At 69.2% G+C, this 20,546-nt stretch carries 20 protein-coding genes; 10 read left to right on the top strand and 10 right to left on the bottom strand.

Translation table 11 applies throughout. The features are described 5' to 3' along the window. Nucleotides 1-84: 84 nt before the first annotated feature. The 4 genes from AB0F77_RS10795 to AB0F77_RS10780 form a co-directional block, all read right to left on the bottom strand. Nucleotides 85-2,775: a hypothetical protein gene (locus AB0F77_RS10795; RefSeq protein ID WP_361944787.1), complete on the bottom strand. Its 2,691-nt coding sequence runs from the start codon at nucleotides 2,773-2,775 to the stop codon at nucleotides 85-87. Beyond that, the gene (locus tag AB0F77_RS10790) at nucleotides 2,772-3,710 is read right to left on the bottom strand and encodes a carbohydrate ABC transporter permease (protein WP_361944784.1); all 939 of its coding nucleotides are present in this window, start codon (nucleotides 3,708-3,710) and stop codon (nucleotides 2,772-2,774) included. Before AB0F77_RS10790 ends, AB0F77_RS10795 begins: the two co-directional genes overlap by 4 nt. Continuing rightward, on the bottom strand, nucleotides 3,707-4,519 hold the full coding sequence (locus AB0F77_RS10785) for a sugar ABC transporter permease (RefSeq protein ID WP_361944781.1): 813 nt from the start codon (nucleotides 4,517-4,519) through the stop codon (nucleotides 3,707-3,709). Before AB0F77_RS10785 ends, AB0F77_RS10790 begins: the two co-directional genes overlap by 4 nt. A 247-nt stretch (nucleotides 4,520-4,766) precedes the next feature. Beyond that, on the bottom strand, nucleotides 4,767-6,041 hold the full coding sequence (locus AB0F77_RS10780; RefSeq protein ID WP_361944778.1) for an extracellular solute-binding protein: 1,275 nt from the start codon (nucleotides 6,039-6,041) through the stop codon (nucleotides 4,767-4,769). A 521-nt stretch (nucleotides 6,042-6,562) separates the two neighbouring features. Between AB0F77_RS10780 and AB0F77_RS10775 the strand changes: the two genes are divergently transcribed. After that, the gene (locus AB0F77_RS10775) at nucleotides 6,563-7,225 is read left to right on the top strand and encodes a GntR family transcriptional regulator (RefSeq protein WP_361944775.1); all 663 of its coding nucleotides are present in this window, start codon (nucleotides 6,563-6,565) and stop codon (nucleotides 7,223-7,225) included. A gap of 473 nt (nucleotides 7,226-7,698) precedes the next feature. Continuing rightward, nucleotides 7,699-8,643: a PHB depolymerase family esterase gene (locus AB0F77_RS10770; protein WP_361944772.1), complete on the top strand. Its 945-nt coding sequence runs from the start codon at nucleotides 7,699-7,701 to the stop codon at nucleotides 8,641-8,643. Nucleotides 8,644-8,731: 88 nt separating this feature from the next. Here AB0F77_RS10770 and AB0F77_RS10765 read toward each other — a convergent pair whose 3' ends face one another. From AB0F77_RS10765 to thrS, 3 genes are all read right to left on the bottom strand, one after another. Beyond that, nucleotides 8,732-9,265: a GNAT family N-acetyltransferase gene (locus AB0F77_RS10765; protein ID WP_361944769.1), complete on the bottom strand. Its 534-nt coding sequence runs from the start codon at nucleotides 9,263-9,265 to the stop codon at nucleotides 8,732-8,734. Between the two features lie 180 nt (nucleotides 9,266-9,445). Next, entirely contained in the window at nucleotides 9,446-10,159 is a 714-nt protein-coding gene (locus AB0F77_RS10760; protein WP_361944766.1) for a VOC family protein, read from the bottom strand. A 143-nt stretch (nucleotides 10,160-10,302) separates the two neighbouring features. Next, the gene (thrS, locus tag AB0F77_RS10755; protein ID WP_361944763.1) at nucleotides 10,303-11,631 is read right to left on the bottom strand and encodes a threonine--tRNA ligase; all 1,329 of its coding nucleotides are present in this window, start codon (nucleotides 11,629-11,631) and stop codon (nucleotides 10,303-10,305) included. A gap of 318 nt (nucleotides 11,632-11,949) precedes the next feature. Here thrS and AB0F77_RS10750 point away from each other — a divergent pair, with 318 nt between their 5' ends. The 4 genes from AB0F77_RS10750 to AB0F77_RS10735 all read left to right on the top strand — a co-directional run bounded on the left by AB0F77_RS10750 (nucleotide 11,950) and on the right by AB0F77_RS10735 (nucleotide 15,695). Then, nucleotides 11,950-12,672, top strand: a complete 723-nt coding sequence (locus AB0F77_RS10750; RefSeq protein ID WP_361944760.1) for an alpha/beta hydrolase — start codon at nucleotides 11,950-11,952, stop codon at nucleotides 12,670-12,672. Nucleotides 12,673-13,084: 412 nt separating this feature from the next. After that, complete coding sequence (sigJ, locus tag AB0F77_RS10745) at nucleotides 13,085-14,035, top strand: RNA polymerase sigma factor SigJ (protein WP_361945129.1); 951 nt, start codon at nucleotides 13,085-13,087, stop codon at nucleotides 14,033-14,035. A gap of 86 nt (nucleotides 14,036-14,121) precedes the next feature. Further along, complete coding sequence (locus tag AB0F77_RS10740; RefSeq protein ID WP_361944757.1) at nucleotides 14,122-14,958, top strand: alpha/beta hydrolase; 837 nt, start codon at nucleotides 14,122-14,124, stop codon at nucleotides 14,956-14,958. Between the two features lie 59 nt (nucleotides 14,959-15,017). Then, on the top strand, nucleotides 15,018-15,695 hold the full coding sequence (locus tag AB0F77_RS10735) for an SDR family oxidoreductase (protein WP_361945126.1): 678 nt from the start codon (nucleotides 15,018-15,020) through the stop codon (nucleotides 15,693-15,695). 45 nt (nucleotides 15,696-15,740) lie between these two features. Here the strand turns inward: AB0F77_RS10735 and AB0F77_RS10730 are convergent, their stop codons facing one another. Further along, nucleotides 15,741-16,472: a TetR/AcrR family transcriptional regulator gene (locus AB0F77_RS10730; RefSeq protein ID WP_361944754.1), complete on the bottom strand. Its 732-nt coding sequence runs from the start codon at nucleotides 16,470-16,472 to the stop codon at nucleotides 15,741-15,743. A gap of 140 nt (nucleotides 16,473-16,612) precedes the next feature. Between AB0F77_RS10730 and AB0F77_RS10725 the strand changes: the two genes are divergently transcribed. The 4 genes from AB0F77_RS10725 (at nucleotide 16,613) to AB0F77_RS10710 (ending at nucleotide 19,082) form a co-directional block, all read left to right on the top strand. After that, the gene (locus AB0F77_RS10725; RefSeq protein ID WP_361944751.1) at nucleotides 16,613-17,551 is read left to right on the top strand and encodes an NAD-dependent epimerase/dehydratase family protein; all 939 of its coding nucleotides are present in this window, start codon (nucleotides 16,613-16,615) and stop codon (nucleotides 17,549-17,551) included. Between the two features lie 91 nt (nucleotides 17,552-17,642). Beyond that, complete coding sequence (locus AB0F77_RS10720; RefSeq protein WP_361944748.1) at nucleotides 17,643-18,134, top strand: DUF2975 domain-containing protein; 492 nt, start codon at nucleotides 17,643-17,645, stop codon at nucleotides 18,132-18,134. Beyond that, nucleotides 18,134-18,355, top strand: a complete 222-nt coding sequence (locus AB0F77_RS10715; RefSeq protein WP_361944745.1) for a helix-turn-helix transcriptional regulator — start codon at nucleotides 18,134-18,136, stop codon at nucleotides 18,353-18,355. The genes AB0F77_RS10720 and AB0F77_RS10715 overlap by 1 nt, the downstream gene beginning before the upstream one ends. 169 nt (nucleotides 18,356-18,524) lie before the next feature. Continuing rightward, a complete protein-coding gene (locus tag AB0F77_RS10710) occupies nucleotides 18,525-19,082 on the top strand; it encodes a hypothetical protein (RefSeq protein ID WP_361944742.1) in 558 nt (185 codons plus the stop codon). Between the two features lie 66 nt (nucleotides 19,083-19,148). On the opposite strand, the gene AB0F77_RS10705 is transcribed toward AB0F77_RS10710, so the two are convergent. Beyond that, nucleotides 19,149-19,397: a GNAT family protein gene (locus tag AB0F77_RS10705; RefSeq protein WP_361944740.1), complete on the bottom strand. Its 249-nt coding sequence runs from the start codon at nucleotides 19,395-19,397 to the stop codon at nucleotides 19,149-19,151. 150 nt (nucleotides 19,398-19,547) lie between these two features. After that, the gene (locus AB0F77_RS10700; protein ID WP_361944737.1) at nucleotides 19,548-20,441 is read right to left on the bottom strand and encodes a helix-turn-helix transcriptional regulator; all 894 of its coding nucleotides are present in this window, start codon (nucleotides 20,439-20,441) and stop codon (nucleotides 19,548-19,550) included. Nucleotides 20,442-20,546: the final 105 nt, after the last annotated feature.

Genomic DNA, 20,546 nt, shown 5'->3' with positions numbered 1-20,546 from the left:
GTGCGAGAGGGCGGTACGGGTGTTTCCGCGCGGTGCGGCCGTCGCGTTGCCGCGCACGACCGCACCGGCCTCCGGGAACCGGCGCTACTGCGGCGACCTGGGCAGGTCGAAGCCGATGGCCCGGACGTTCTCCAGTCGCCCGTACGGGGTACGGGTCGTTCCGATGTCCTTGCTCAGGGATTCGATCCCGGCCTCGATGCCGAAGAGCCCCGCGAGGACGGCCTCCGTCACGGCGACGGCGGCGTTGCTGTCCCGGTTCGCGACGCCCCGGCCCGCGACGCGGTAGCCGCCGTCCGCCGCGACCTCCATGGCCTGGCCCCACAGCCCGCCCGAGGTGGCGCGGTGCGCCCGGCGCAGCACCCCGGCCGCGATGTCGGGGCGGCCGAGTCGGCACAGCCCGAACGAGGTGGCGCCGGGCCAGGCGGCGAAGGCACCGGCGGCGCCGTGGTCGGGCCGGTCCGAGAGCGGCGCGACCGGGTCCTCGGGGTCGAGGGCGCGCATCCAGTCGCCGTCCAGGAGGTGTCGGGTGACGAAGCGGACCATCTCCTCGCGCTGGTCCGCCGACAGGTCCTCGGCCATGTCGGCGGCGACGAGCCCGAAGTCCAGGCAGTGGCCGATGACTTCGTCGCCCTCCGGATGGGAGATCATCCAACGCCCGTTCCCGGCGTACTGTCCGAGGACCGCGGCGGACAGCTCGGCCGCCTCGGCCTCGGCGACCGCCGCCTCCTCCTCGTGCCCGTCACCGAGGGCGTGCAGGAGTGCGGCCAGGGAGCGCAGCATGCCGACGTAGCCGGCGTTGAGCGAGACCACCGCGTCACGGTAGTTCGGCACGCACTCCAGCAGTTCCCAGGCGTCCCGGCCGAAGTCGGCCAGCACTCCCCCGCCGAAGGCGGCGCGCAGTGTCCTCGGGCGGAACGCCATCTCGCGCAGGTGCTGGAGCACGGTGCGTGCGCCGGCGCTCTCGTGGAGCAGTGTGAGATCACCGGTCACCCCCACGTACGCCTTCACGGTCCTGAAGAGCGCGTGGTCGTTGGCCGAGTAGTGATTGCCCACGGGCAGCAGGTTGCGGGTGTCGAAGGAGTGGCAGCGCTCGTACGGCTGTGCCAGTGCCGCGAGGATCCAGCGGCGCAGCCCGTCGGGTTCGAGCAGGGCCGCGGTCCTGGCCCACTCGGAGATGTCCCAGAAGAAGGTGGTGGTGGCGCCCAGGCGCGGCCCGCCGGTCAGGAACACCGGGCCGACCGGACTGACCTTGGTGTTGCGGAGGTAGACGGCCAGTAGCGCGCCCAGGTAGTACGTGCGGGCGAGGTCCGTGTCCTCGGTGCGCAGGGTCGGCAGATGTCCGGAGAACTCGGTGTCGCCCGGGTCGAAGGCACTGTTCCAGGTGCGGCGCCAGCGTTCCGCCACGGCGTCGAACTCGGCCGCGAAGGCCGCGGCGGTCGCCTCCGCTTCGTGTGTCACGGCATCGGCCGCATCCCCGATCTCCAGCACCACGCCCAGGACGGTCTCCTCGCCCGGCTGGAGTGTGATGTCCCAGCGGGCGGTGCCGCGTGCCCCCGCGGCGGCGAGGGAGTCGGGCGGTACCGCGAAGGCGTACGCGCTGTGTGCGGGCGACCGGGAATCCTCGATCGAGACGGTGTGGTCGTGGGCGGTGGCGGTCCAGCGCTGACCCTCCCACCAGGCGGCGGTCGCGAGCAACGGTGCGTCGTCCAGCAGCAGTTCGGCCCCCGTGTCGGCGACCAGCACCGCCACGGCGTGCCAGGCTCCGGGGGCCAGCGGTTCCGCGGCGAGCAGCCGCTCGCCGGCGATCCGCAGGGCGAGACGCCCTTCCTCCAGGGCGACTTGGAGCGAGTCGGGGTGGTTGCCGTGGGTGATGATCACCCCGGTCTGTTCGGGCGTGTCCACGCGTACGGAGAACTGGAGGACGTCTCCGTCGCCGAGCCCCACCGTGCCGATCCGCTGATCGGTGTCGGGCCGCACGGTGTGCTCCACGGCCCGGCCGTCGTACTCCACCCCGAGGCCGCTCTCCTTCCGGCCGGTGTCACCGACCGGTCGGATCTCGCCGGTGGCGGCCCGGCGCACGGCGATCTCCCTGATCCGGCAGGCCGCCCCCGGTGCCCGGACCCGCCCGGAGTCCGGCGTCGAGTGGTCGGGCAGCTCCGATTCCAGCAGCATCGGCTCGGAGTCCTCGTCCCGCTGGATACCGGGGATGCGGGGGCTGCCGAGACGTATCCAGCGCTCCCCCACGGGCAGGAACTGCACCTGGCGGGGCCGGTCGGCGACGGCCTCGTCACGGATGCGCTCGGTGGTGAAGTAGTCATGATGGTGCCCGTCGTTCCACGGACTGCCGTAGAGCCAGCCCCAGTCCACCTCCGAGTGGGCGAACGGGGCCAGCAACTCCTGCTCCACCTCCGCCGTCACGGGTGCGGACGTGGTGTTGCGCAGCACGAGCCGCCACAGCAGACGGCTGCGCTCGTACGCCATGCGCACCTCGGTGGTGACCTCCAGCGCGCCGGCCACCGCACTGCGCCGCACACCCCAGGGCGCCCAGCGCAGTCGCTCGGCGGCCGGGACGGAGCCGTCGATGCGTAACACTCCGGTGTGGTAGCCACCGCTGTACGGCGGGAAGGCGAGCCAGGAGAGCGAGGTGAGGTCGCCGTTCACATGGCCCTGGCCCCACTGGTTGCGCAGGGACGGCAGATGGTTCAGCTCCGTGCGGTCGGTCCACTCACCGGCGAGTTCGTCCAGGGCCGGGACACCGTCGATCGGCCGGTTCACTTGGACGCTCCTGACATGAGGCCGTGGATGAATTCGCGCTGGCTGACGAGATATCCCACGACGGGGACGACAGCGGCGAGGAACATGATTCCGAAGAGCTGGCTGTAGTCGGTCGAATAGGCGCCGAGCGAGACATAGATGCCCGTGGTGATCGTCTGGCCCTGGAGGGGGCCGAGGATGAACTGCGGGTTGAGGAAGTCGTTCCACACCCACAGGCCCAGGAAGATCGCCACGGTCGCGGTGGCGGGGCGCACGACGGGGAAGACGATGCGCCACCACAGTCGCAGATCTCCCGCGCCGTCCATCCGCGCGGCCTCGATCACCTCGCGCGGGATCGTGCGCAGGAAACCGACGTAGACGAAGACGGCGAACGACAGGTATCCGCCGCCCACGTTGGACAGGATGAGGCCCGCGTAGGAGTGGGCGAGACCGATCGACCGCAGCAGCGTCACGATCGGCAGCAGCACCACCTGCGGGGGAACCATCAGCCCCAGCGCGAACACCGCGAGGAGAACGCCTTTGACGCGGGGTGAGCGCTCGGAGATGTAGAAGGCGAGCATGGAGCTGAGCGGGACGAGGATGACCAGTGTCGCCGTCGTCACCACGATCGAGTTGAGCAGCCCCGCCTGGACCAGGTTGTCCGGTCGGCTCAGCGCGTTGACGATGTTGTCGAAGGTGAACGGGATCGGCGGGGCGGCCGGGTTCGAGACGATCCGGTCCTGCGTCTTGAACGCGCTGACGAACGCGACGTACACCGGGAGGATGAAGACCAGGGTGAGCAGCCAGGCGCCGGCGAGACGCGATCCGCCGCGCAGGCGGGTCCCCGTGGTCCGGGCCGAGCGGGTGGGACCACTCGACGGCACGTTCCCGGGGGATGACTCCGCCTTCCGGGCGGGCGTGCCGGTCCTGACGGTGCGTGTGGTGGGTGCGCTCACAGGTTCGCCTCCCTACGGCGGAGCAGCGCGGTGACGCCGTACGAGACCACGGCGGTCAGGACCAGCAGGAACATGGCGATGGACGAGGCGTAACCGAAGCGGTTGTCGGTGAAGGCCACGGAGATCAGGTAGAAGGCGGTCGACTGGGTCGACTCCGCCGGGCCACCGCCGGTGAGGACGGCGATCACGTCGTAGAGCTTCAGCGTGGTGATCAGGCACAGCACGACACTGATCGTCGTACCGGGCGCGATCATGGGCAGGGTCACGTGCCGGAGACGGCCGAGGACACCGGCGCCGTCCATCCGGGCCGCCTCGTACAGCTCCTGGGGGACGGACTGGAGCGAGGCGGTGTAGACGACGGTGGCGAAGGCGATGGTGATCCAGCTGACGACCGCACAGACCGACAAGGCGGCCAGTTGTGCGTCACCGAGCCAGGCGACGGGCTCGTCGATCAGCCCGATCCGGGCCAACGCGCTGTTGAGCAGGCCGTTCTGGGTGAGGATGCTGCGCCAGATGAATCCGACGATGACACCGGACAGCACCTGCGGGATGAAGATCAGGGTCCGCATCACCCGGTAGTTGGCCGAGGAGCGGTTGAGGACGATCGCGAGGAGCAGGCCCACCGCGTTGGCGATGACCGTGACGGCCACGACCACGACCAACGTGAACAGGAGACTCGACAGGAGCCGGTCGTCCGACAGCAGCTCGCGGTAGTTGGCGAGCCCGACGAACGAACTGTCCTCCTGAAGGGGGTTCCTGTCCGTGAAACTGAGGAAGAGGCTCTGCACCAGCGGGTACAGAAGAAACATCCCGTACAGGACGACCGCGAGCCAGGCGACGGGTGCCAGTCCGAGGCTTCGGCCTGCTCGTGGAGATCGTGAGGGCACAGCTTGATCCTTTCTGCCCCGGTGGTGGGGGCGGGCCCGCGGAGCGCTGCTGCCGTACGGCGTCGGGGCCGCTCGGCGTCATGGCCGTACGGCACCGGAGGCCAGGCGGTGACAACGATGTCAAAGCAACCGGAACCACGCCCCGCCCGCCACGTCCGACGGGCGCCGACTACTTGGCGGCCTTGTCCCAGCCGGCGTCGAACGCGGCCAGCTCACCCTTGACGTCGGAGCTGGTGAACAGCTTCTGCGCCAGGGAGTTGAACTGCTCGACCAGGCCGGGCGGGAGCGCATCGTCGTTGTTGACCTGCCCGAACGCGCTGACCTTCGTGTTGTCGTCGGTCACGAGCTTGAAGCCGTCGGTGTAGACCGGGGTCACCTTCGCCCCGAACTCCTCGAAGGGGACGTTCTTCAGCATGGGGAAGGCGCCGTCGGTCTCGATGAGCGTCTTGAGGTTGGCCTTGGAGAGCGACCACGCCTGGGCGAACCTGGTGGCGTCGGCGACGTTCGACGACTTGGCGCTGACCGCGGTCGTACCGCCGGTGTTGAACGGGACGATCTCCTTGCCCGTCGCGCTCGGCAGCAGGAACGTACCGAAGTCCTTCGCCGCCGCGGCGGGGATCTGTCCGATGAACCAGCTGCCCATCGGATACATGGCGCTCTCGCCGTTCAGGAACTGCTTGTTGGCGTCCGCGTAGCTCACGCTCAGGGCGCCCTTGTCGAAGGCTCCGGCGTCGACGAGCTGACGGTACTTGCCGACCGCTGCGGTCATACCGGGGTCGGTGAACTTGACCTCGTTCTTGTACCGCTTCTGGATCCACTCGGGGTCCGCGCCCAGTACGTCGGCGGTGATGATGCCCGACAGCGGAATCGCCGCCGACCAGGGCTCGCCGCCCGCCATCTCGACCGGGGTGACACCGGCCTTCTTGAGCGTGGTGACGACGTCGACGAACTCGTCCCACGTCGTCGGGGGCCGGAGGTCGTTCTCCGCGAAGACCTTCTTGTTGTAGAAGACCATCGGAATGACCTGGGAGTTGGTGGGCGGTATGTAGGACTTGCCGTCGATGGCGTTGCCGTCGGGGTCGGTGAAGTTGTCGTCCAGCCACTTCTGGTCGAACGGCTTCAGCAGCCCGGCCTCGGTGAAGTCCTTCGGGTTGATGGAGGAGAGGATGTCGGGGAACTGACCTGATGCCTGGAGCTGTTTGGCATAGGCCGTACGGTCCGCGTCCGGAGAGACGATCTTCTTGATCTCCGTGTCCGGGACCTCCTTCCGGGCCTCCGTGATGGAGGTGTCCCAGAAGGTGGCGGTGAGCGCCGGGGTCTCGAAGGTCATGAACGTCAGGCCGTCGCCGCCGCCCGCCGACGTGGCACTGGTGGAGCAGCCGGTCAGCGCCAGGGCACCCGCCAGGCCGGTGACCGCCGTCATGAGGGCAGGTCCGCGCTTCATGTCATCCTCCTTGATGCTTCACGCGGTACGGCCCAGGACGGCCGCGCCGCGAGGTGTCGAGCCAATTGCCTGATCCCGGGAAACCGCTCGGGAGGGGTGGAGTGGATCGTTGCGTGGGGCCGGGAGTTCGGGCGGAAGCACGGCAGCCGGGCGCTGCGCACACCCTTGTTTCCTATACTTTTCAGAAGAGTAGCCAGCATCACAGTGCAGTCAATACTCGCACCGTCCGTTACCGGATCGAAACAGCACGCGCTCCGTCCCGAGGCTGGTCAGGGCTCAACTGTCCAGCTCTGAGCGTGATTTGACGCCTCGACAGTCGTGCGTCCGGCCCTACGGGAAGCTCGGTCCGAGAGCGGGACCGCAAGATGCTTCAGATCCTGGAGGAGGGGCAAAAAAAATAGGATCGGCAGGGTGGCTGCTTCGAGGGACGACGGTGGACACGAGCATGGCGGCGCACACGGAACCGAGAGATGGAGAATCGGTTCGGGATCAGGGACGGGAACAAGAAACGGAGCGGCACGATGGCAGGGACGCCTCGCCGACAGGCACTCGCGGACACGGCCTACGACACCATTCGTCAGCGGCTCGTCGACCATGACATCCAGCCGGGGTCGAAACTGAACATCAACACGCTCGCTCATGAGTTGACGATCTCGCCGACCCCGCTGCGCGAGGCGCTCGCGCGTCTTGAGGCGGAGGGCTTGGTGGTGAAACGTTCGCTCGCCGGTTACACGGCCGCGTCGCTCCTCAGCAGCCGCAGTCTGCGCGAGTTGTTCGAAGTCCGGCTGCTGCTCGAACCGGCGGCGGCCTCGGCGGCCGCCCTCCGGGTGACCGATTCCGATCTGAAGCAACTCGCCGACCAACTCGCGGAGATGCGGGAGACGGCACGGGACTTCAGGAGCCGTTCGACGCTGCTGCTCTATCTGCACCACGACTCCGTCTTCCACGACCGGGTCGCCTCACTGAGCGGCAACACGTTCCTCCGCCTGACCCTGGAACGGCTCCACGCGCACGCACACCAGTACCGGCTCTCGTTCCGCGAGGGCTGGGCGGAGGAGACCTGTCGCGAGCACGAACGGATCCTGGAGGCGCTGAGCGAGAACGACGACGAGACGGCGGCGGCCCGGATGCGGACACATCTGCGCAGGGCACAGACGCGGTTGACGGAGGCGGCGAGCGAGTAGAGCCAGCGGGGTGCTCCGTGTCTGTTCGGGGGCGCCGTGGGACGCCCGCAGTTCCTCGGCGGGTACTTGGGATATTCAGCCGGCGGAGCGTTTCGGATGTGCGAGGGCTCATCGGCGGTGTTGCGTTCATTGAGTTCATGGAGTCGACAGTCTCGACGGAAGTTGACCCACGTCCGCCACGAGAATCAAGTTGTGCGACGTTGACCTGCTGGTTTGTAGGGGTGGGCGGCCTTCCACGGTCTGTCTCCGTGAGCGGCCCGCCGTCAAGAGGCGAAGACATGGCGACGGAAAAGTGCGACCAGGGCGTATTGCGAGGTCGTGAAGTGGCGCTAAGGTCCCGGCCGGTGGCCCCCACACACAAAACCGCCACCGGCACGAACGATGCTCCGCCTTGCGCGCCCCCACGTCCCCGACCGCGTCGCACCGACGGGCCCACGCTCCACCGGGCCTTTCCGGTACAGATAGGAGAGCACATGCCCCCCTCCCTCCGCACGCTCGCGAGCATGGCGGCCGCCCTCTTCCTGAGTGCGGCCGCAGTTGTCCCCGCCGCCGCTGCCGTCTCTCCCCAGCCGGCGGCCGCCGCCGGCTGTAGCGGCCCCAACTCCCAGATCCCGCCCGGCAAGACCACCGGCCGGACCCTCACCGTCAACGGCCTCCAGCGCACCTACCGGGTCCACATCCCCGCCACCTACACCGGGACCAACCCGAGATCGCTCATCCTCTCCTTCCACGGCCATGGCCGCACGGCCTCCTTCCAGGAGAGCCTCACCCAGCTCTCCACGGTCAACGCGCTGGTCGTCTACCCGCAGGGCGTCAACGGCACGGACGGGGAGAGCGCGTGGCAGGGCGCTCCCTACTCCGCCCCGGGCGTGGACGACATCGCCTTCACCGGAGCTTTGATCAGCCGACTCCAGACCGACCTGTGTGTGGACCCCCGCAAGATCTACGCTTCCGGCAAGTCCAACGGCGGCGGCTTCGCCGCACTTGTCGCCTGCCGTCTCGCGGACCGCGTGGCCGCGGTGGCCCCGGTCGCCGGCGCCTTCTATCCGCAGGGCGGTGCGTGCCAGCCGCAGCGGCCGGTACCGGTCCTGGACTTCCACGGGCAGGCCGACGACACGATCCCGTACAACGGGGACACCTCGAAGGGACTGCCCTCGCTGCCTGCCTGGCTGGCCGGCTGGGCCCAGCGCGACGGCTGCGCCGCCACCCCTCAGAACACGCGGGTCAAGCCGAACGTCGTCCACCAGGTGTGGTCGTCGTGCTCGGGCGGGAGCACGGTGGAGCACTATCGCATCGAGGACGGCGGACACTTCTGGCCGGCCACGGTCCCCAACGGCGACACGGCCACCCCGACCACGATCGACGCGACACCGCTCATCTGGGACTTCTTCCTCAGCCACCCGATGCCGGCCGCATAGGGCCGCCGACACGACGCGACGGGGCCCAGCCCCGCGCCCCCAGGTGGGCGCGGGGCAGCAGGGCACCGTGACCGACGGCCCGACCGCTTCACGCCTGGAACTCGGTGAGGTCGATGGCGTGAACGCGCAGCGGGTAGCCGTACACCGGGTGCGTCGTCTCCCGCTCAAACACCATCCCGAGCTTGCGGATGACGTTCTCGGAGTCGTTGTCACCCACCCGGCTGATGCTGATCACACGGTCCAGGCCGCGGTCCTGGAGAGCGAACTCCAGCGTGGCGTGGGCGGCTTCGGACGCGTATCCCTGGCCCCAGAACTGCGAGCCGATCCGCCAGCTGATCGCCACGGCGGGCATCACCTCCGGCAGGAACTCGGGCACGGACAGTCCCGTGAAGCCGATCAGTTCGCCCGAGCCCAGCAGTTCGACGGCGAAGAGTCCGAAGCCCTCCTCGTCCCACTCCTCCTCCCACCGCTCGATGTCCTCGGCCGTGTCGTCCAGGTCGCGCACCGAGCCGTCGTCGATCCAGCGCATGACCCGTGGGTCCGCGTTGATGTCCGCCATCGGCGTGAGGTCGTCGTCGTGCCAGGTACGGAGGAGAAGGCGGGGTGTACGGATCTCGGTCATGCGCCCAGGCTCTCATTTGTCATCCCACACTCGCGCGCACTGCCGATACGGAACCACGAGGCGTCAAGCCGTCCGCACCACGCACCGTGACGGGTGAACCATCGGGCTGACGGCCGGGCAGAGGACGTACCACTTCGGCAGCGCGCGACAACCGCCGACCGGGCCCGGTGAGTTCCGGCTTCATGCGTGCGTGAGCACACGGAACTCGTTGCCGTCGGGATCGGCCAGCAGCACCGCGCCGTCCTCGCCGTGGGCGGAGTCGACACGCTTCGCTCCGAGGGAGAGCAGTCGTTCGACCTCGGCCTGCTGATCGCCGTCCGGTGCGAGGTCGAAGTGCAGGTCCTTGCCGGGGTCCGGCATCAGCGGCGGACCGCCCCACGTGATCTTCGTACCGCCGTTGGGCGACTGGATGGCGGTCTCCTCGTCCTGGTCCCAGACCAACGGCCAGCCCAGCACCTCGCTCCAGAAGTAGCCCACGGCCTGCGAACCGTCACAGGCCAGCGCTCCGATGAGGCCACAGCCGGCGAGGAATTTGTTGCCCGGCTCAAGGACACAGAACTCGTTGCCCTCGGGGTCGGCGAGCACCACGTGCGACGTGTCCGGTCCCTGACCGACGTCGGCGTGCCGCGCGCCGAGGTCGAGCGCCCTGGCCACGGTCTCCTGCTGGTCCTCCGGAGAGGAACTGGTCAGATCGAAGTGCAGCCGGTTCTGGCCCGCCTTCTGCGCCTGGGAGGGCCGGAAGCCCAGGCGATAGCCGGCGTCGTTCCCGGACAGCAGGGCGACGCCGCCGTAGGAGTCGTCGGCCCTCTCCAGGCCCAGGACCCCGGCCCAGAAATGCGCCAGGCGCTCCGGCTGGTGCGCGTCGAAGGAGATGGCGATGAGTCGGCTGGTCATTGCACCATGATGTTGGTGGCCGAGTCGTGAGACAAGGGAAGCCGGAGAACGACCCCCGCTGCTTCAGGTCCCCGCGCGACCCCATCGCGGAACTCACCGGCTTCCTTGCCCCGAGGGACAGCAGGTGCTGATCGCGAATCCTGCTATGAGGTGGCGTCGGCCCACAGGTCGGTGCTGTTGGCCCCGATGAGAGCGGTAATGCGTGCGAGTACGTCGCTGACCGGTTGTGGGTCGAGTCGGCGTCCGTCGCGCAAGCGCAGGGCGATGTGATCGTCGGCGGCCTCCTTTGCGCCGATGACGGCTTGGTAGGGAACCAGGCGGGACTCTCGGATGCGGGCGCCCAGGCTGCCACGTTCCGGTCCCGCGATCTGGGTACGCAGTCCGAGGTGGGTGCAGCGCTGGGCAAGGGCCTCGGCGTTCGGCAGTTCGGTGTCGGAGATCGGGAGGATGACCAGCTGGGTGGGGGCGAGCCAGGCAGGGAAGGCGCCGCCGTGCTGTTCGATGAGATGGGCGACGGCTCTTTCGACACTGCCGATGATGCTGCGGTGGACCATGACCGGGCGGTGTTTGGCACCGTCCGCGCCGATGTAGTGCAGGTCGAACTGCTCGGGCTGGTGGAAGTCGACCTGGACGGTGGACAGGGTGGACTCCCGGCCGGCGCCGTCGGTGACCTGGACGTCGATCTTGGGGCCGTAGAACGCGGCCTCTCCCTCGGCCGCCTCGTAGGGCAGGCCGGAGCGGTCGAGGACGTCGGTCAGCAGGGCGGTGGACCGTTGCCATTTCTCGGGTGCGGCAACGTACTTGCCGCCGGGGCCCGGGAGGGAGAGGCGGTAACGGGGCGGGGTGATGCCGAGCGCCTCGTACGCCCGTCGGATCATCTCCAGCGCCGCCTGCGCCTCCCCGGCGACCTGGTCCAGGGTGCAGAAGATGTGCGCGTCATTGAGCTGGATGGCCCGCACACGGGTGAGACCGCCGAGCACGCCCGAGAGTTCGGAGCGGTACATGCCGCCCAACTCGGCGATGCGAAGCGGCAGTTCACGGTAGCTGTGGGAGCGGGAGCGGTAGATCACCGCGTGATGGGGGCACAGGCTCGGCCGGAGGACGACCTGCTCTCCGCCGAGATCCATCGGGGGGAACATGTCGTCGCTGTAGTGCGCCCAGTGCCCCGAGATCTCGTACAGCTCCCGCTTGCCGAGTACCGGTGAGTACACATGCCGGTACCCCGCCCGACGCTCGGCGGCGCGGATGTACTCCTCCAGGGTGTGCCGTACGGTCGCGCCGTCGGGCAGCCAGTACGGCAGACCGGCGCCGATCAGCGGGTCGGTGTCGAACAGGCCCAGTTCACGGCCGAGCTTGCGGTGGTCATGCATGGCGGTCTCCTCACGGACATCGGGCGAGTGACCGCAAGACGAAGCCCCGGGGCACTCACCCCGGGGCTTCGGACCAAGACATCTGTCAGCGCGCCGGGACACTCTCCGGCGTCGTCGTCATCGCAGCGCGCTTCATGTCGGAGACGTTAGCAGGACGGGGCGGTGGCCACACAGTCATTAAGGAGTACCCGCCGAGCACGTTGACGTGGTGCCGTGCAAACGGTGGATGGAGGCAACGGAGCCTCCGTAAAAACCCGTTGGCGGGCCGTGGCGGCCACTGCTACCTTTCCGGAGGCCGTGCGAGAGAATGAGGAGGTGGTACCCGTGAACGTATCGACATGGGTGCTCCCCTCAGGGGTCACGGTCGGACGCTAGGTCGTCCGGGAGCGCCGTTCAAGAGCACTCCCGAAAGGCACGACCATGCACTTCACTTCCGAACAGCGCCTCGACGACGGCGTCCTCGAGCGCGAGTTCACCCTCGGCGAGATCCCCGGTGTCCTGTGGACACCTGAATCCGCACCGGCCCCGCTGATCCTGATCGGCCACCCCGGCAGCTTGCACAAGCGACTCCCCCGGCTCGTGGCCCGGGCCCGCCACTACGCGGCGCAGTACGGCTTCGCGGTGGCCGCCATCGACGCCCCCGGGTGCGGTGACCGGCCCCGTTCCGCCACCGACGAGCAGTTCCGCACCGACCTCCGCCGGGCCATGCAGGCCGGCGAGCCGGTGGACGAGATCGTCGACGCCTTCATCGTTCCGCTGGTCGAAAAGGCCGCCCCGGAATGGCAGATCACCCTGGACGCCCTCCTTTCGCTGCCCGAGATCGCCGGGCCGGTCGGATACGACGGGATGATCGCCATCGGCATTCGGCTGGCGGTGGTCGAGCCACGCATCTCGGCCGCCGCCCTCTTCGGCCAGACCTTCGTACCCGACGCCCTGCGCGAGGAGGCTCGGCAGATCACCGTTCCGCTGCAGTTCCTCATGCAGTGGGACGACGAAGGGATGGAACGGCAGCCGGTCCTGGACCTGTTCGACACGTTCGGCTCCAAGGAGAAGACGCTGCACGCCAATCTGGGCGGGCACGCCGGTACCCCGTGGTTCGAGGTGGACAACGCGGCCCGGTTCTTCGCCCGGCACCTGAAGTAAGGCCGGGCCGCCAGGCCGGCAACAGCCGGTAGGCGGCGCCGCCCAGACCACCGCTCATCGAGGGCAAGCCCCGGCCCCCTCGATGAGCGGTGTCCAGCGGGCCATCTGCGTGACCCGCCGCCGCAAGACCGGTGACCTGTTGACCGCCGAGCCGGAAAAGGCAGGGCGGCGTCGAGGTCCGACCGGATGGGCGTCGTAGGTGCGATCGGCTGTTGCGCTGCCCTGGTCGGCGTCTTGCGACTTCGAACGCGCCGACTTCGGCCTTCGATCTGCTCCGGGCGGGGCCCAGTACGCCTCGGCACGGCCGAACCGGCGTCCGATTGTGAGACGTGGGTCACATTCTTTGGTTCTGACGTCACACTCCGGGTGCCCCCGCCGCTCTCAGGAGTCATACGCGGCAGGGGGTTTCATGATGTCCGACAACTCGTCGGTCGGCGGTGCCGGGGAGAGTTCGGTGGGCCGGGCCACTCAGGTGTTCGTCGAACACCGAGAGCTCTTGTTCTCCATCGTCTACAACATGCTCGGCAGTGTTGCCGACACCGAGGACGTGCTCCAGGAGACGTGGCTGTCGTGGGCGGCCGGCCGCGGGGCACCGGGCGCGGAGCGGATCGAGAGCCCACGCGCCTATCTGGTGCGGATCGCGGTGAACAAGGCCCTCTCCCGCCGGGCCGCCATCAGTCGCCGCCGCGAGACCTACGTCGGTCCGTGGCTGCCCGAACCGCTTGTCACCTCCCTCGCCGACGGTGGCGCCGACAGCGGTGCCGTGGACGCCGCCGATACGGCCGAGCGCACCGAGTCGGTGTCGATGGCGCTCCTGGTCGTCCTGGAATCCCTCACGCCGTTGGAGCGCGCGGTGTTCGTCCTGCACGAGGTGTTCGGCTACGCCCATACCGAGACCGCCGAGATCCTGGGCCGCAGCCCCACGGCGGTACGCCAACTCGCCCACCGTGCACGCGAGCACGTCCACGCCCGACGCCCCCGGTATCGGACCGACCCGCGCCTGCGTCAACAGGTGACCGAGCGGTTCACGGCCGCGGTGTCCGGCGGCGATCTGTGGACGCTGCTGCAACTGCTGGCACCTGACGTGACCTTGTGGGCCGACGGCGGGGGCAAGGCGACTGCCGCGGGGCCGCGGCCGGTCCACGGCCGGGACAAGGTCGCCCGGCTACTGGCCGACCGGGCCACCCGCGCCCCCGGCGGCCTGGACATCCGCTACCTGCGGGTCAACGGCGACCCCTCGGCGGTGCTGTTCAGCGGCGACTCTCCCTTCGGGGTCCTGGTCCTCGACCTGGCCCCGGACGGCCAACAGATCTGCGGCATCTACTTCGTGACCAATCCCGAAAAACTGGCAGGTCTCGGTTGAGCCACTGCCGTCGCCGTCGCCATCCGTCGCCGTCGCCATCCGTCGACAACGGCCTTCGCGGATGCGGCACTTCGAGGGGAACGGGCATGAAGAAGATCGAGCTGTCGGGCGGGACCATCGCGTACGAGGACACCGGCGGCGATGGTCCCGTGGTTGTGCTGTTGCACGGGTTCATGATGGACGCCTCGCTGTGGGGCGCGACGATCAGTGATCTGTCCGCCGATCACAGGTGCGTAGCACCGACCCTGCCCCTGGGCGCGCATCGTGACGCGATGCGCGCCGACGCGGACCTGTCGCTGCCGGGGATGGCCCGGCTGGTCGCGGAGTTCCTCGACCGACTCGATCTACGCGACGTCACCCTCGTCGGCAACGACACCGGCGGGGCGATCGTCCAACTGCTCATGTGCGAAGGTGCCACACGCGTGGGACGGGTCGTGCTCGCCTCGTGCGACGCGTTCGACAACTTCCCACCGGGACTGACCGGCAAGACGCTGGTACTCACCGGCAAGCTCCCACCTCGGCTGTTCGGTCTTTTCATGCAGCAGATGCGGCTGCGTGCGATCCGCCGGCTCCCGATCGCCTTCGGGTGGCTGACCCTACGAGGGGACGCGGCCACCGCCCGGTGGATGCGGCCGGTCATGAACCGGCCCGACATCCGTCGCGACGCCGTGCGCTCACTGCGAGCCGCCGCGGCGGACACCGGCCTCCTGGTGACCGCGGCCGAGCGTCTGCCGAGCTTCGAACGCCCAGCCCTGGTGGTGTGGGCCGTCCGCGACCGGGTCATGCCGCGCGAGCACGGCCGACGGCTGGCCGAACTCCTCCCACACGGACGGCTGGTCGAGATGGACGACAGCTACACCCTCATCCCGCTGGACCAGCCGACCCGACTCGCGCGGGAGATCCGCGAGTTCGCCCGCGCTTGACGGAACCCCGTCCGACGGACACGAGAGATCCGACGGACACGAAGGAAGAGAAACGGATGATGAAGCTCACGATCTTCGCGGCGTCCGGCGGCATCGGCCGCCACCTCCTCGAACAGGCCGTCGCCGCGGGACACGATGTCACGGCGGTCGTACGCAACCCCCGGAGCCTGACCGGTCAAGGAGAGCGGACGCATGTCGTCACGGCAGACCTGGCCGCGCCGGACCCGGACGTACTCGCGTCAGCCGTCGTCGGGAGGGACGCGGTCCTCTCCGGACTCGGACCGCGCAGGCCCAGGGCCGAGGCGGGAGTCACCTCGCGGGGCACGGAGGCCATCGTCGCCGCGATGCGGGCGACCGGCGTGAAGCGCCTCGTGGTGGTCAGTGCCGCGCCGATCAGCACCGTGCCCTCCCCCGGCCGGCCGACGCCGCCGAAGCACGATCCGGGCGACGGGTTCTTCATGCGCCACCTGGGCAGCCATGTCGCACGAGCCATGTTCAGCGCGCACTACGCCGACCTCGCGCTGATGGAGGACATCCTCCGCGGCAGCAACCTGGACTGGACCGTCTCGCGACCGCCGCGGCTGACCGACAAGCCCCTCACCGGCGTCTACCGGACCGCCTTCGGGCAGAACCTCCGGGGCGGTACGACGGTCTCGCGCGCCGACGTGGCCCACCACATGCTGCGGGTGCTCGACCAGCCGGAGACGATCAAGCAAACCATCGGGATCGCCAACTGACGCAGGAATCCGCCTCGAAGGACGAGGGTGGCTCGCGAGGAGCAGTCATGATCCGGATGCGGGGCCGCCGTCGAGTCCGGCGAGGTCGGCCATGACGAGGATCTGGTGCTCGAAGTACTCCCGTCGCGCATCGATCAAGTCGTCGAGTCGGCCGAAGACCTCGAAGGTGACGAGGCCGAACAACTGCGTCCAGAGGGTGAAGCCGATGGCGATGACCGACTCGGGCGCCGGCTCGGCCCGCTCGGGCTTCGGTCCCGGCGCCTGGTCCACCAGCCGGCGCAGGTCCGCGGCGGTGGCCTCGGGCAGCGGTCGGGGCGGGACGGCCGGCCGCAGCCCGCGTCCGGCCGCGTCGAACATGATGCCGATCAGGGTCACCACGACTTCCGAGGCGGGGCCCACCATCTCGGGCGGCGCCGCGTAGCCCGGGACCGGGCTGCCGTAGATGAGGGCGTATTCGGCGGGATGGTCCAGCGCCCATGAGCGCACCCCGTGGCTGAGCGCCAGGAGCCGTGCGCGCAGGTCGTCCCGGGACACCTCGGCCTCGGCTGCCTTCGCGTTCGCCGCCAGCGCCGCGTAGGCGTCCGTGATCAGCGCGGTCAACAGGGCGTCGCGGCTCGGGAAGTAGCGGTACAGCGCCGACGGAACCAGCCCGGCGTCTCGCGCGACCGCGCGCAGGGACAGGTTCGCCCCCTCCGAGGCCAGGTGTCGCTTCGCGATGGCGCGGATCTCCTCCGCCGTTTCGGCGCGGAGCCGCGCGCGCAGTGAGGGAATCGACATGACGGCATTCTCGCACAAGTGCGAGAACACCCAACCGGAGCGAGAACACCGTTCTTGACAATGCGATCGGCGGCGGCACAATGGATCGCAAGAACACTGTTCTCTGAACGAAACGCCATACACTTTCCGAGGTGCCCCACATGTCTTTGCACGTCATCGTCGGTGCCGGACCGGTCGGGTCGGCCACCGCACGCCTGCTCGCCGACCAGGGCGAGCAGGTGCGCGTGGTGTCCCGGCGCGGCACCGGGCCCGACCGCCGCGGTATCGAGCGGGTGGCCGCGGACGCCACCGACGCGTCGGCGCTCACCCGTCTCTGCACGGGGGCGGCGGCGCTGTACAACTGCGCGAGCCCGCCGTATCACCGGTGGCCCACCGACTGGCCGCCGCTCGCCGCGGCCTTCCTCCACGCGAGTCGGCACAGTGGTGCCGTCCTCGTCGGCACCAGCAACCTGTACGGCTACGGCCCGGTCGACGGCGCGATGACCGAAGGGCTTCCGCTGCGGGCGACCGGCACGAAGGGCCGCGTCCGGGCGACGATGTGGACCGACGCGCTGGCCGCGCACAGGGCCGGCGACCTGCGTACCGCGGAGGTGCGCTCGTCGGACTACCTCGGTGCCGGAACCCAGTCGCTGCTCACGATGGCCGTCCTGCCCAAGGCGCTGACGGGAGCGCGCGTCAGCGTGCCCGCGGCCTTGGACGCACCGCACAGCTGGACGTACGTCGGTGACGTCGCCCGTACGCTGATCGCCGTCGCGGCCGACGAGAACGCCTGGGGCCGGGCCTGGCACGTACCGAGCCCCGCGCCGGTCTCACTCCGCGAACTCACCACCCGCGCATGCGAGTTGGCGGGCGCGCCCGCGCCCCGTCTGTCCACGATGCCGGCGGCCGTACTCTGGCTCGGCGGACTGGGCGATCCGCTGGTGCGTGAGCTGCGTGAGACGCAGTACCAGGTCCGTCGGCCGTTCGTGCTGGACTCCTCCGCCGCGACCACGGCCTTCGGCATACGGCCCGTCCCCCTTGACGTGGCGCTGCGCGAGACCGTCGCGGGACTGCGGGACGGCTCGGTCGCGGCCAGGTGATCCGGCAGAAGCGGCGGGGTGATCGGGCAGACCTTGCCCCATCTATCGAAATTCGATAGATTCCCATCGTAACTCGATGGAAGGGCAAGTCGTGGGAAAACTGACAGTGCGCGCACTGCGTGTGGTGCTCGTGGTGGTGCTCGCCGGCACCGTGTTCGTACAGGCGGGGTTGGTGTGGGCTTTGGTCAGCGGAAACGACCCGGAGGACGGGTCGCTTCCGCTGACCCCGCTGCGCATCATCACGATCCTCGGCATGATGTCGGCCCAGGTCGCCGTGGTCTGCATATGGCGGCTGGTGACGATGGTGCGACGCGGAACCGTGTTCTCCCACGCCGCCTTCCGGTACGTGGACATCGTGATCGGCGCGATCGTGGCGGCCGCGCTCGTGTGGTTCGCGGTCACGATCATCAACGCTCCGGGCCAGCGGGAGGACCCGGGCGTCACCATCATCATGGGTGGGGTCGGTGTCGCCATCCTCGGGGTCGCGCTCCTCGTGCTCGTGCTGCGCATGCTGCTCGCCCAGGCCGTCGCGCGCGACGTCGAAGCGGCGCAGATGCAGGCCGAGTTGGACGAGGTCATCTGATGCCGATCGCCGTCGACATAGACGTGATGCTGGCCAAGCGGAAGATGTCCGTGGGCGAGCTCGCGGACCGCGTGGGCATCACACCCGCCAACCTGGCGGTCCTCAAGAACGGCCGCGCCAAGGCGGTACGCTTCGCCACGCTCGCCGCGCTCTGCGACGTGCTCGAGTGCCAGCCGGGCGACCTGTTGCGCTGGGAGGCCGAGGACGCCGTGAGTGAATGACGTGCCGGGGGGCGGGCGTGATGACGCCTGCCCCACCGGCCCGTGCACAACCCGTGGACCGCACCGACGTGCGGTCCACGGACCGACTTCGGGCAGCAAGACCCGACACTGCGCCCCGCCTCAGAAATTCTGTGTTGGTGCCGACCCTCCTGGTGTGAGACTTCGGGCCATGACTTCACCAGAGCTCGGCAGTCTGGACTACCTCCGGGAGATCGAGCGTCTTGCCCATCGGGTCAGGACGGAAGCCTCGATCGAGGAGTGGCTGTCGTACGACGAGGACCCGGAAGATGCGACTCCGCTGCAGCGCAGTGTGAACGCCCTGGCGCGGGCGTTGCGCCACTACCACTTCGAGGGCGACGGCTGTGTGGAGGAGGACCGGCCTCTTGTGCGGCTCGTCGGAGCCTCCGTGCTGAGGCCCGGGTCCATGCCGGTCGGTGTGGAGGAAGGGTACGAGGAGGTGTGCGCGCGGATCGGCGTGGAGCCCAGGCCCGAGGGCTGGGCGCTGTGGAACACCTGGGGCGACGGGAAGTTGAAGGTGACCATGGTGGTGACCGCCGTCGAGACGACCGAGGGGCTGTTCCGGAACTGGGCGCTCGGGAGGGCCCTCGATCCCGTGTCCCCTCTGCCGTCGCAGATCGCTCTCGTCCGCCACGGCTGGATAGGACCGATGACGTTCTCGCCCCGCAGCGTGAGCAAGACCGGCCTCGACGGGCATCCGCTGCCCTAGCTTCCGCGATCAGCACCGCGTTCAACACGCGTGAAGAAGCCGCTGGTTCCGATGCCGGGGACGCGGTCACGAAACTCCGGCGCCTGCCCACTCATGAGCGAGGAGCCCCAGGACCACCTGGTCGACATACGCTCCATAGGCCCAGACCGCGGACCGCAAGTTGCCCTCGACCGTGAACCCCGCCCGCACGGAGAGCCCCAGGTGCGCCGACCTGTTGTGCGTGTCGATCCCCCACAGGCCGGCGGCACCGGCCAGTTCCTGCGAGTCGAGTTCCACCACCGAGAAGGAAACCGCCTCGTCCGACGGCTCGGCCATCGCGTAGGGCGAGTGGGCTGATCCCGGTGGTATCGGCCTCCATGGCCGAGGGTCCCGGCGTGAGTGGGTTTTCACGTTGTTGTAGAGCGCGGCGTGGAGTAAGCGCAACAAGTCGATCAACAGGGGCCGGGCGCGGGTAGGGGCTTCATGTCATGGTCGGGTGGTGGCTGTTGGTGTCGTGGCTGATGTGTCGAGCAGGGTGGTCAGCAGCCGGAGTCGTTCGTCGTCCGGGCTTCCCGCTTCGGCGGTGTAGGTGATGAGCACCGGGCCCGGAGCACCGGGCACCGGGTAGGCGTCCCAGTCCAGGTTCAGCTCGCCGACCATCGGGTGGTTGAGACGCATCCGGCCGCGGGTGGCCTCCTCGACGTCATGGCGTGCCCACAGCGCCGCGAACTCGTCGCTTCGGACGGCGAGTTCACCGACGAGTTCCACGCCGCGCGGGTGCCCCGGATCGGCGGCGATCTGGGTGCGCAGCATCCCGGTCAACTGGGCGACGGTGGCCGCCCGGTCCGGGCACGCCTGGTCGGCTTCGGGGTGCAACAACAGCATGAGCAGGTTCCGTTCGGGCTGCGGAAGCCTGGTGAACTCGTCAAGTAGGGCGCCCGCCAACGGGTTCCACGCCAGGACGTCCAGGAAACGGCCGACGACCATCGTGGGTGTGGTCATGGTGTGCAGCAGCCGCAGCGTGGTGGGCGGCACCTCCTCCGGCGCACGGTGGCGTGGGCCGCGGGCGGGTGTGCGCGCGGCGGCGGCGAGGCTGTGCAGGTGCCGGGATTCCTCGGCGGAGAAGTTGAGGGCACGTGCGAGGGCGTCCAGGACCTGTGCGGAGGGGCGGACGTCGCGCCCCTGTTCCATGCGCTGGTAGTAGTCCGCGCTGACCCCGGCCAGCAGGGCCAGTTCCTCCCGCCGCAGTCCGGCGACGCGCCGCCGCGGGCCGGGTTCCAGGCCGACGTCCTGTGGCAGCAGCCGAGTTCGGCGGGTGCGCAGGAACTCGGCGAGTTCACGTCGGGGGTCGTCACTCAGGGCGTGGGGGTCGTCGGTCACCGCGTCAGTATGCCCCGGGTGCCGCTGATGAGGGTGGGTCTGCCGGACCCAGGAAAAGGGGAACGACCGAGCCACCTCGCGCGGGGTCCACCATCGGATCCACCA

It is taken from the genome of Streptomyces sp. NPDC026672 (genome assembly GCF_040638185.1).
Lineage (GTDB): Bacteria > Actinomycetota > Actinomycetes > Streptomycetales > Streptomycetaceae > Streptomyces.
The sequence above is the reverse complement of the archived record's forward strand: the minus strand, read 5'-3'. Positions and strand labels throughout refer to the sequence as shown.

Coding starts and splice junctions, on each gene's coding strand:
- AB0F77_RS10710 (WP_361944742.1), top strand. CDS start 18,525: ATGACTTCACCAGAGCTCGGCAGTCTGGACTACCTCCGGGAGATCGAG.
- AB0F77_RS10785 (WP_361944781.1), bottom strand. CDS start 4,519: ATGTTTCTTCTGTACCCGCTGGTGCAGAGCCTCTTCCTCAGTTTCACG.
- AB0F77_RS10770 (WP_361944772.1), top strand. CDS start 7,699: ATGCCCCCCTCCCTCCGCACGCTCGCGAGCATGGCGGCCGCCCTCTTC.
- AB0F77_RS10750 (WP_361944760.1), top strand. CDS start 11,950: ATGCACTTCACTTCCGAACAGCGCCTCGACGACGGCGTCCTCGAGCGC.
- AB0F77_RS10725 (WP_361944751.1), top strand. CDS start 16,613: ATGTCTTTGCACGTCATCGTCGGTGCCGGACCGGTCGGGTCGGCCACC.
- AB0F77_RS10775 (WP_361944775.1), top strand. CDS start 6,563: ATGGCAGGGACGCCTCGCCGACAGGCACTCGCGGACACGGCCTACGAC.
- sigJ (WP_361945129.1), top strand. CDS start 13,085: ATGTCCGACAACTCGTCGGTCGGCGGTGCCGGGGAGAGTTCGGTGGGC.
- AB0F77_RS10705 (WP_361944740.1), bottom strand. CDS start 19,397: ATGGCCGAGCCGTCGGACGAGGCGGTTTCCTTCTCGGTGGTGGAACTC.
- AB0F77_RS10735 (WP_361945126.1), top strand. CDS start 15,018: ATGAAGCTCACGATCTTCGCGGCGTCCGGCGGCATCGGCCGCCACCTC.
- AB0F77_RS10740 (WP_361944757.1), top strand. CDS start 14,122: ATGAAGAAGATCGAGCTGTCGGGCGGGACCATCGCGTACGAGGACACC.
- AB0F77_RS10760 (WP_361944766.1), bottom strand. CDS start 10,159: ATGACCAGCCGACTCATCGCCATCTCCTTCGACGCGCACCAGCCGGAG.
- AB0F77_RS10765 (WP_361944769.1), bottom strand. CDS start 9,265: ATGACCGAGATCCGTACACCCCGCCTTCTCCTCCGTACCTGGCACGAC.
- AB0F77_RS10730 (WP_361944754.1), bottom strand. CDS start 16,472: ATGTCGATTCCCTCACTGCGCGCGCGGCTCCGCGCCGAAACGGCGGAG.
- AB0F77_RS10715 (WP_361944745.1), top strand. CDS start 18,134: ATGCCGATCGCCGTCGACATAGACGTGATGCTGGCCAAGCGGAAGATG.
- AB0F77_RS10780 (WP_361944778.1), bottom strand. CDS start 6,041: ATGAAGCGCGGACCTGCCCTCATGACGGCGGTCACCGGCCTGGCGGGT.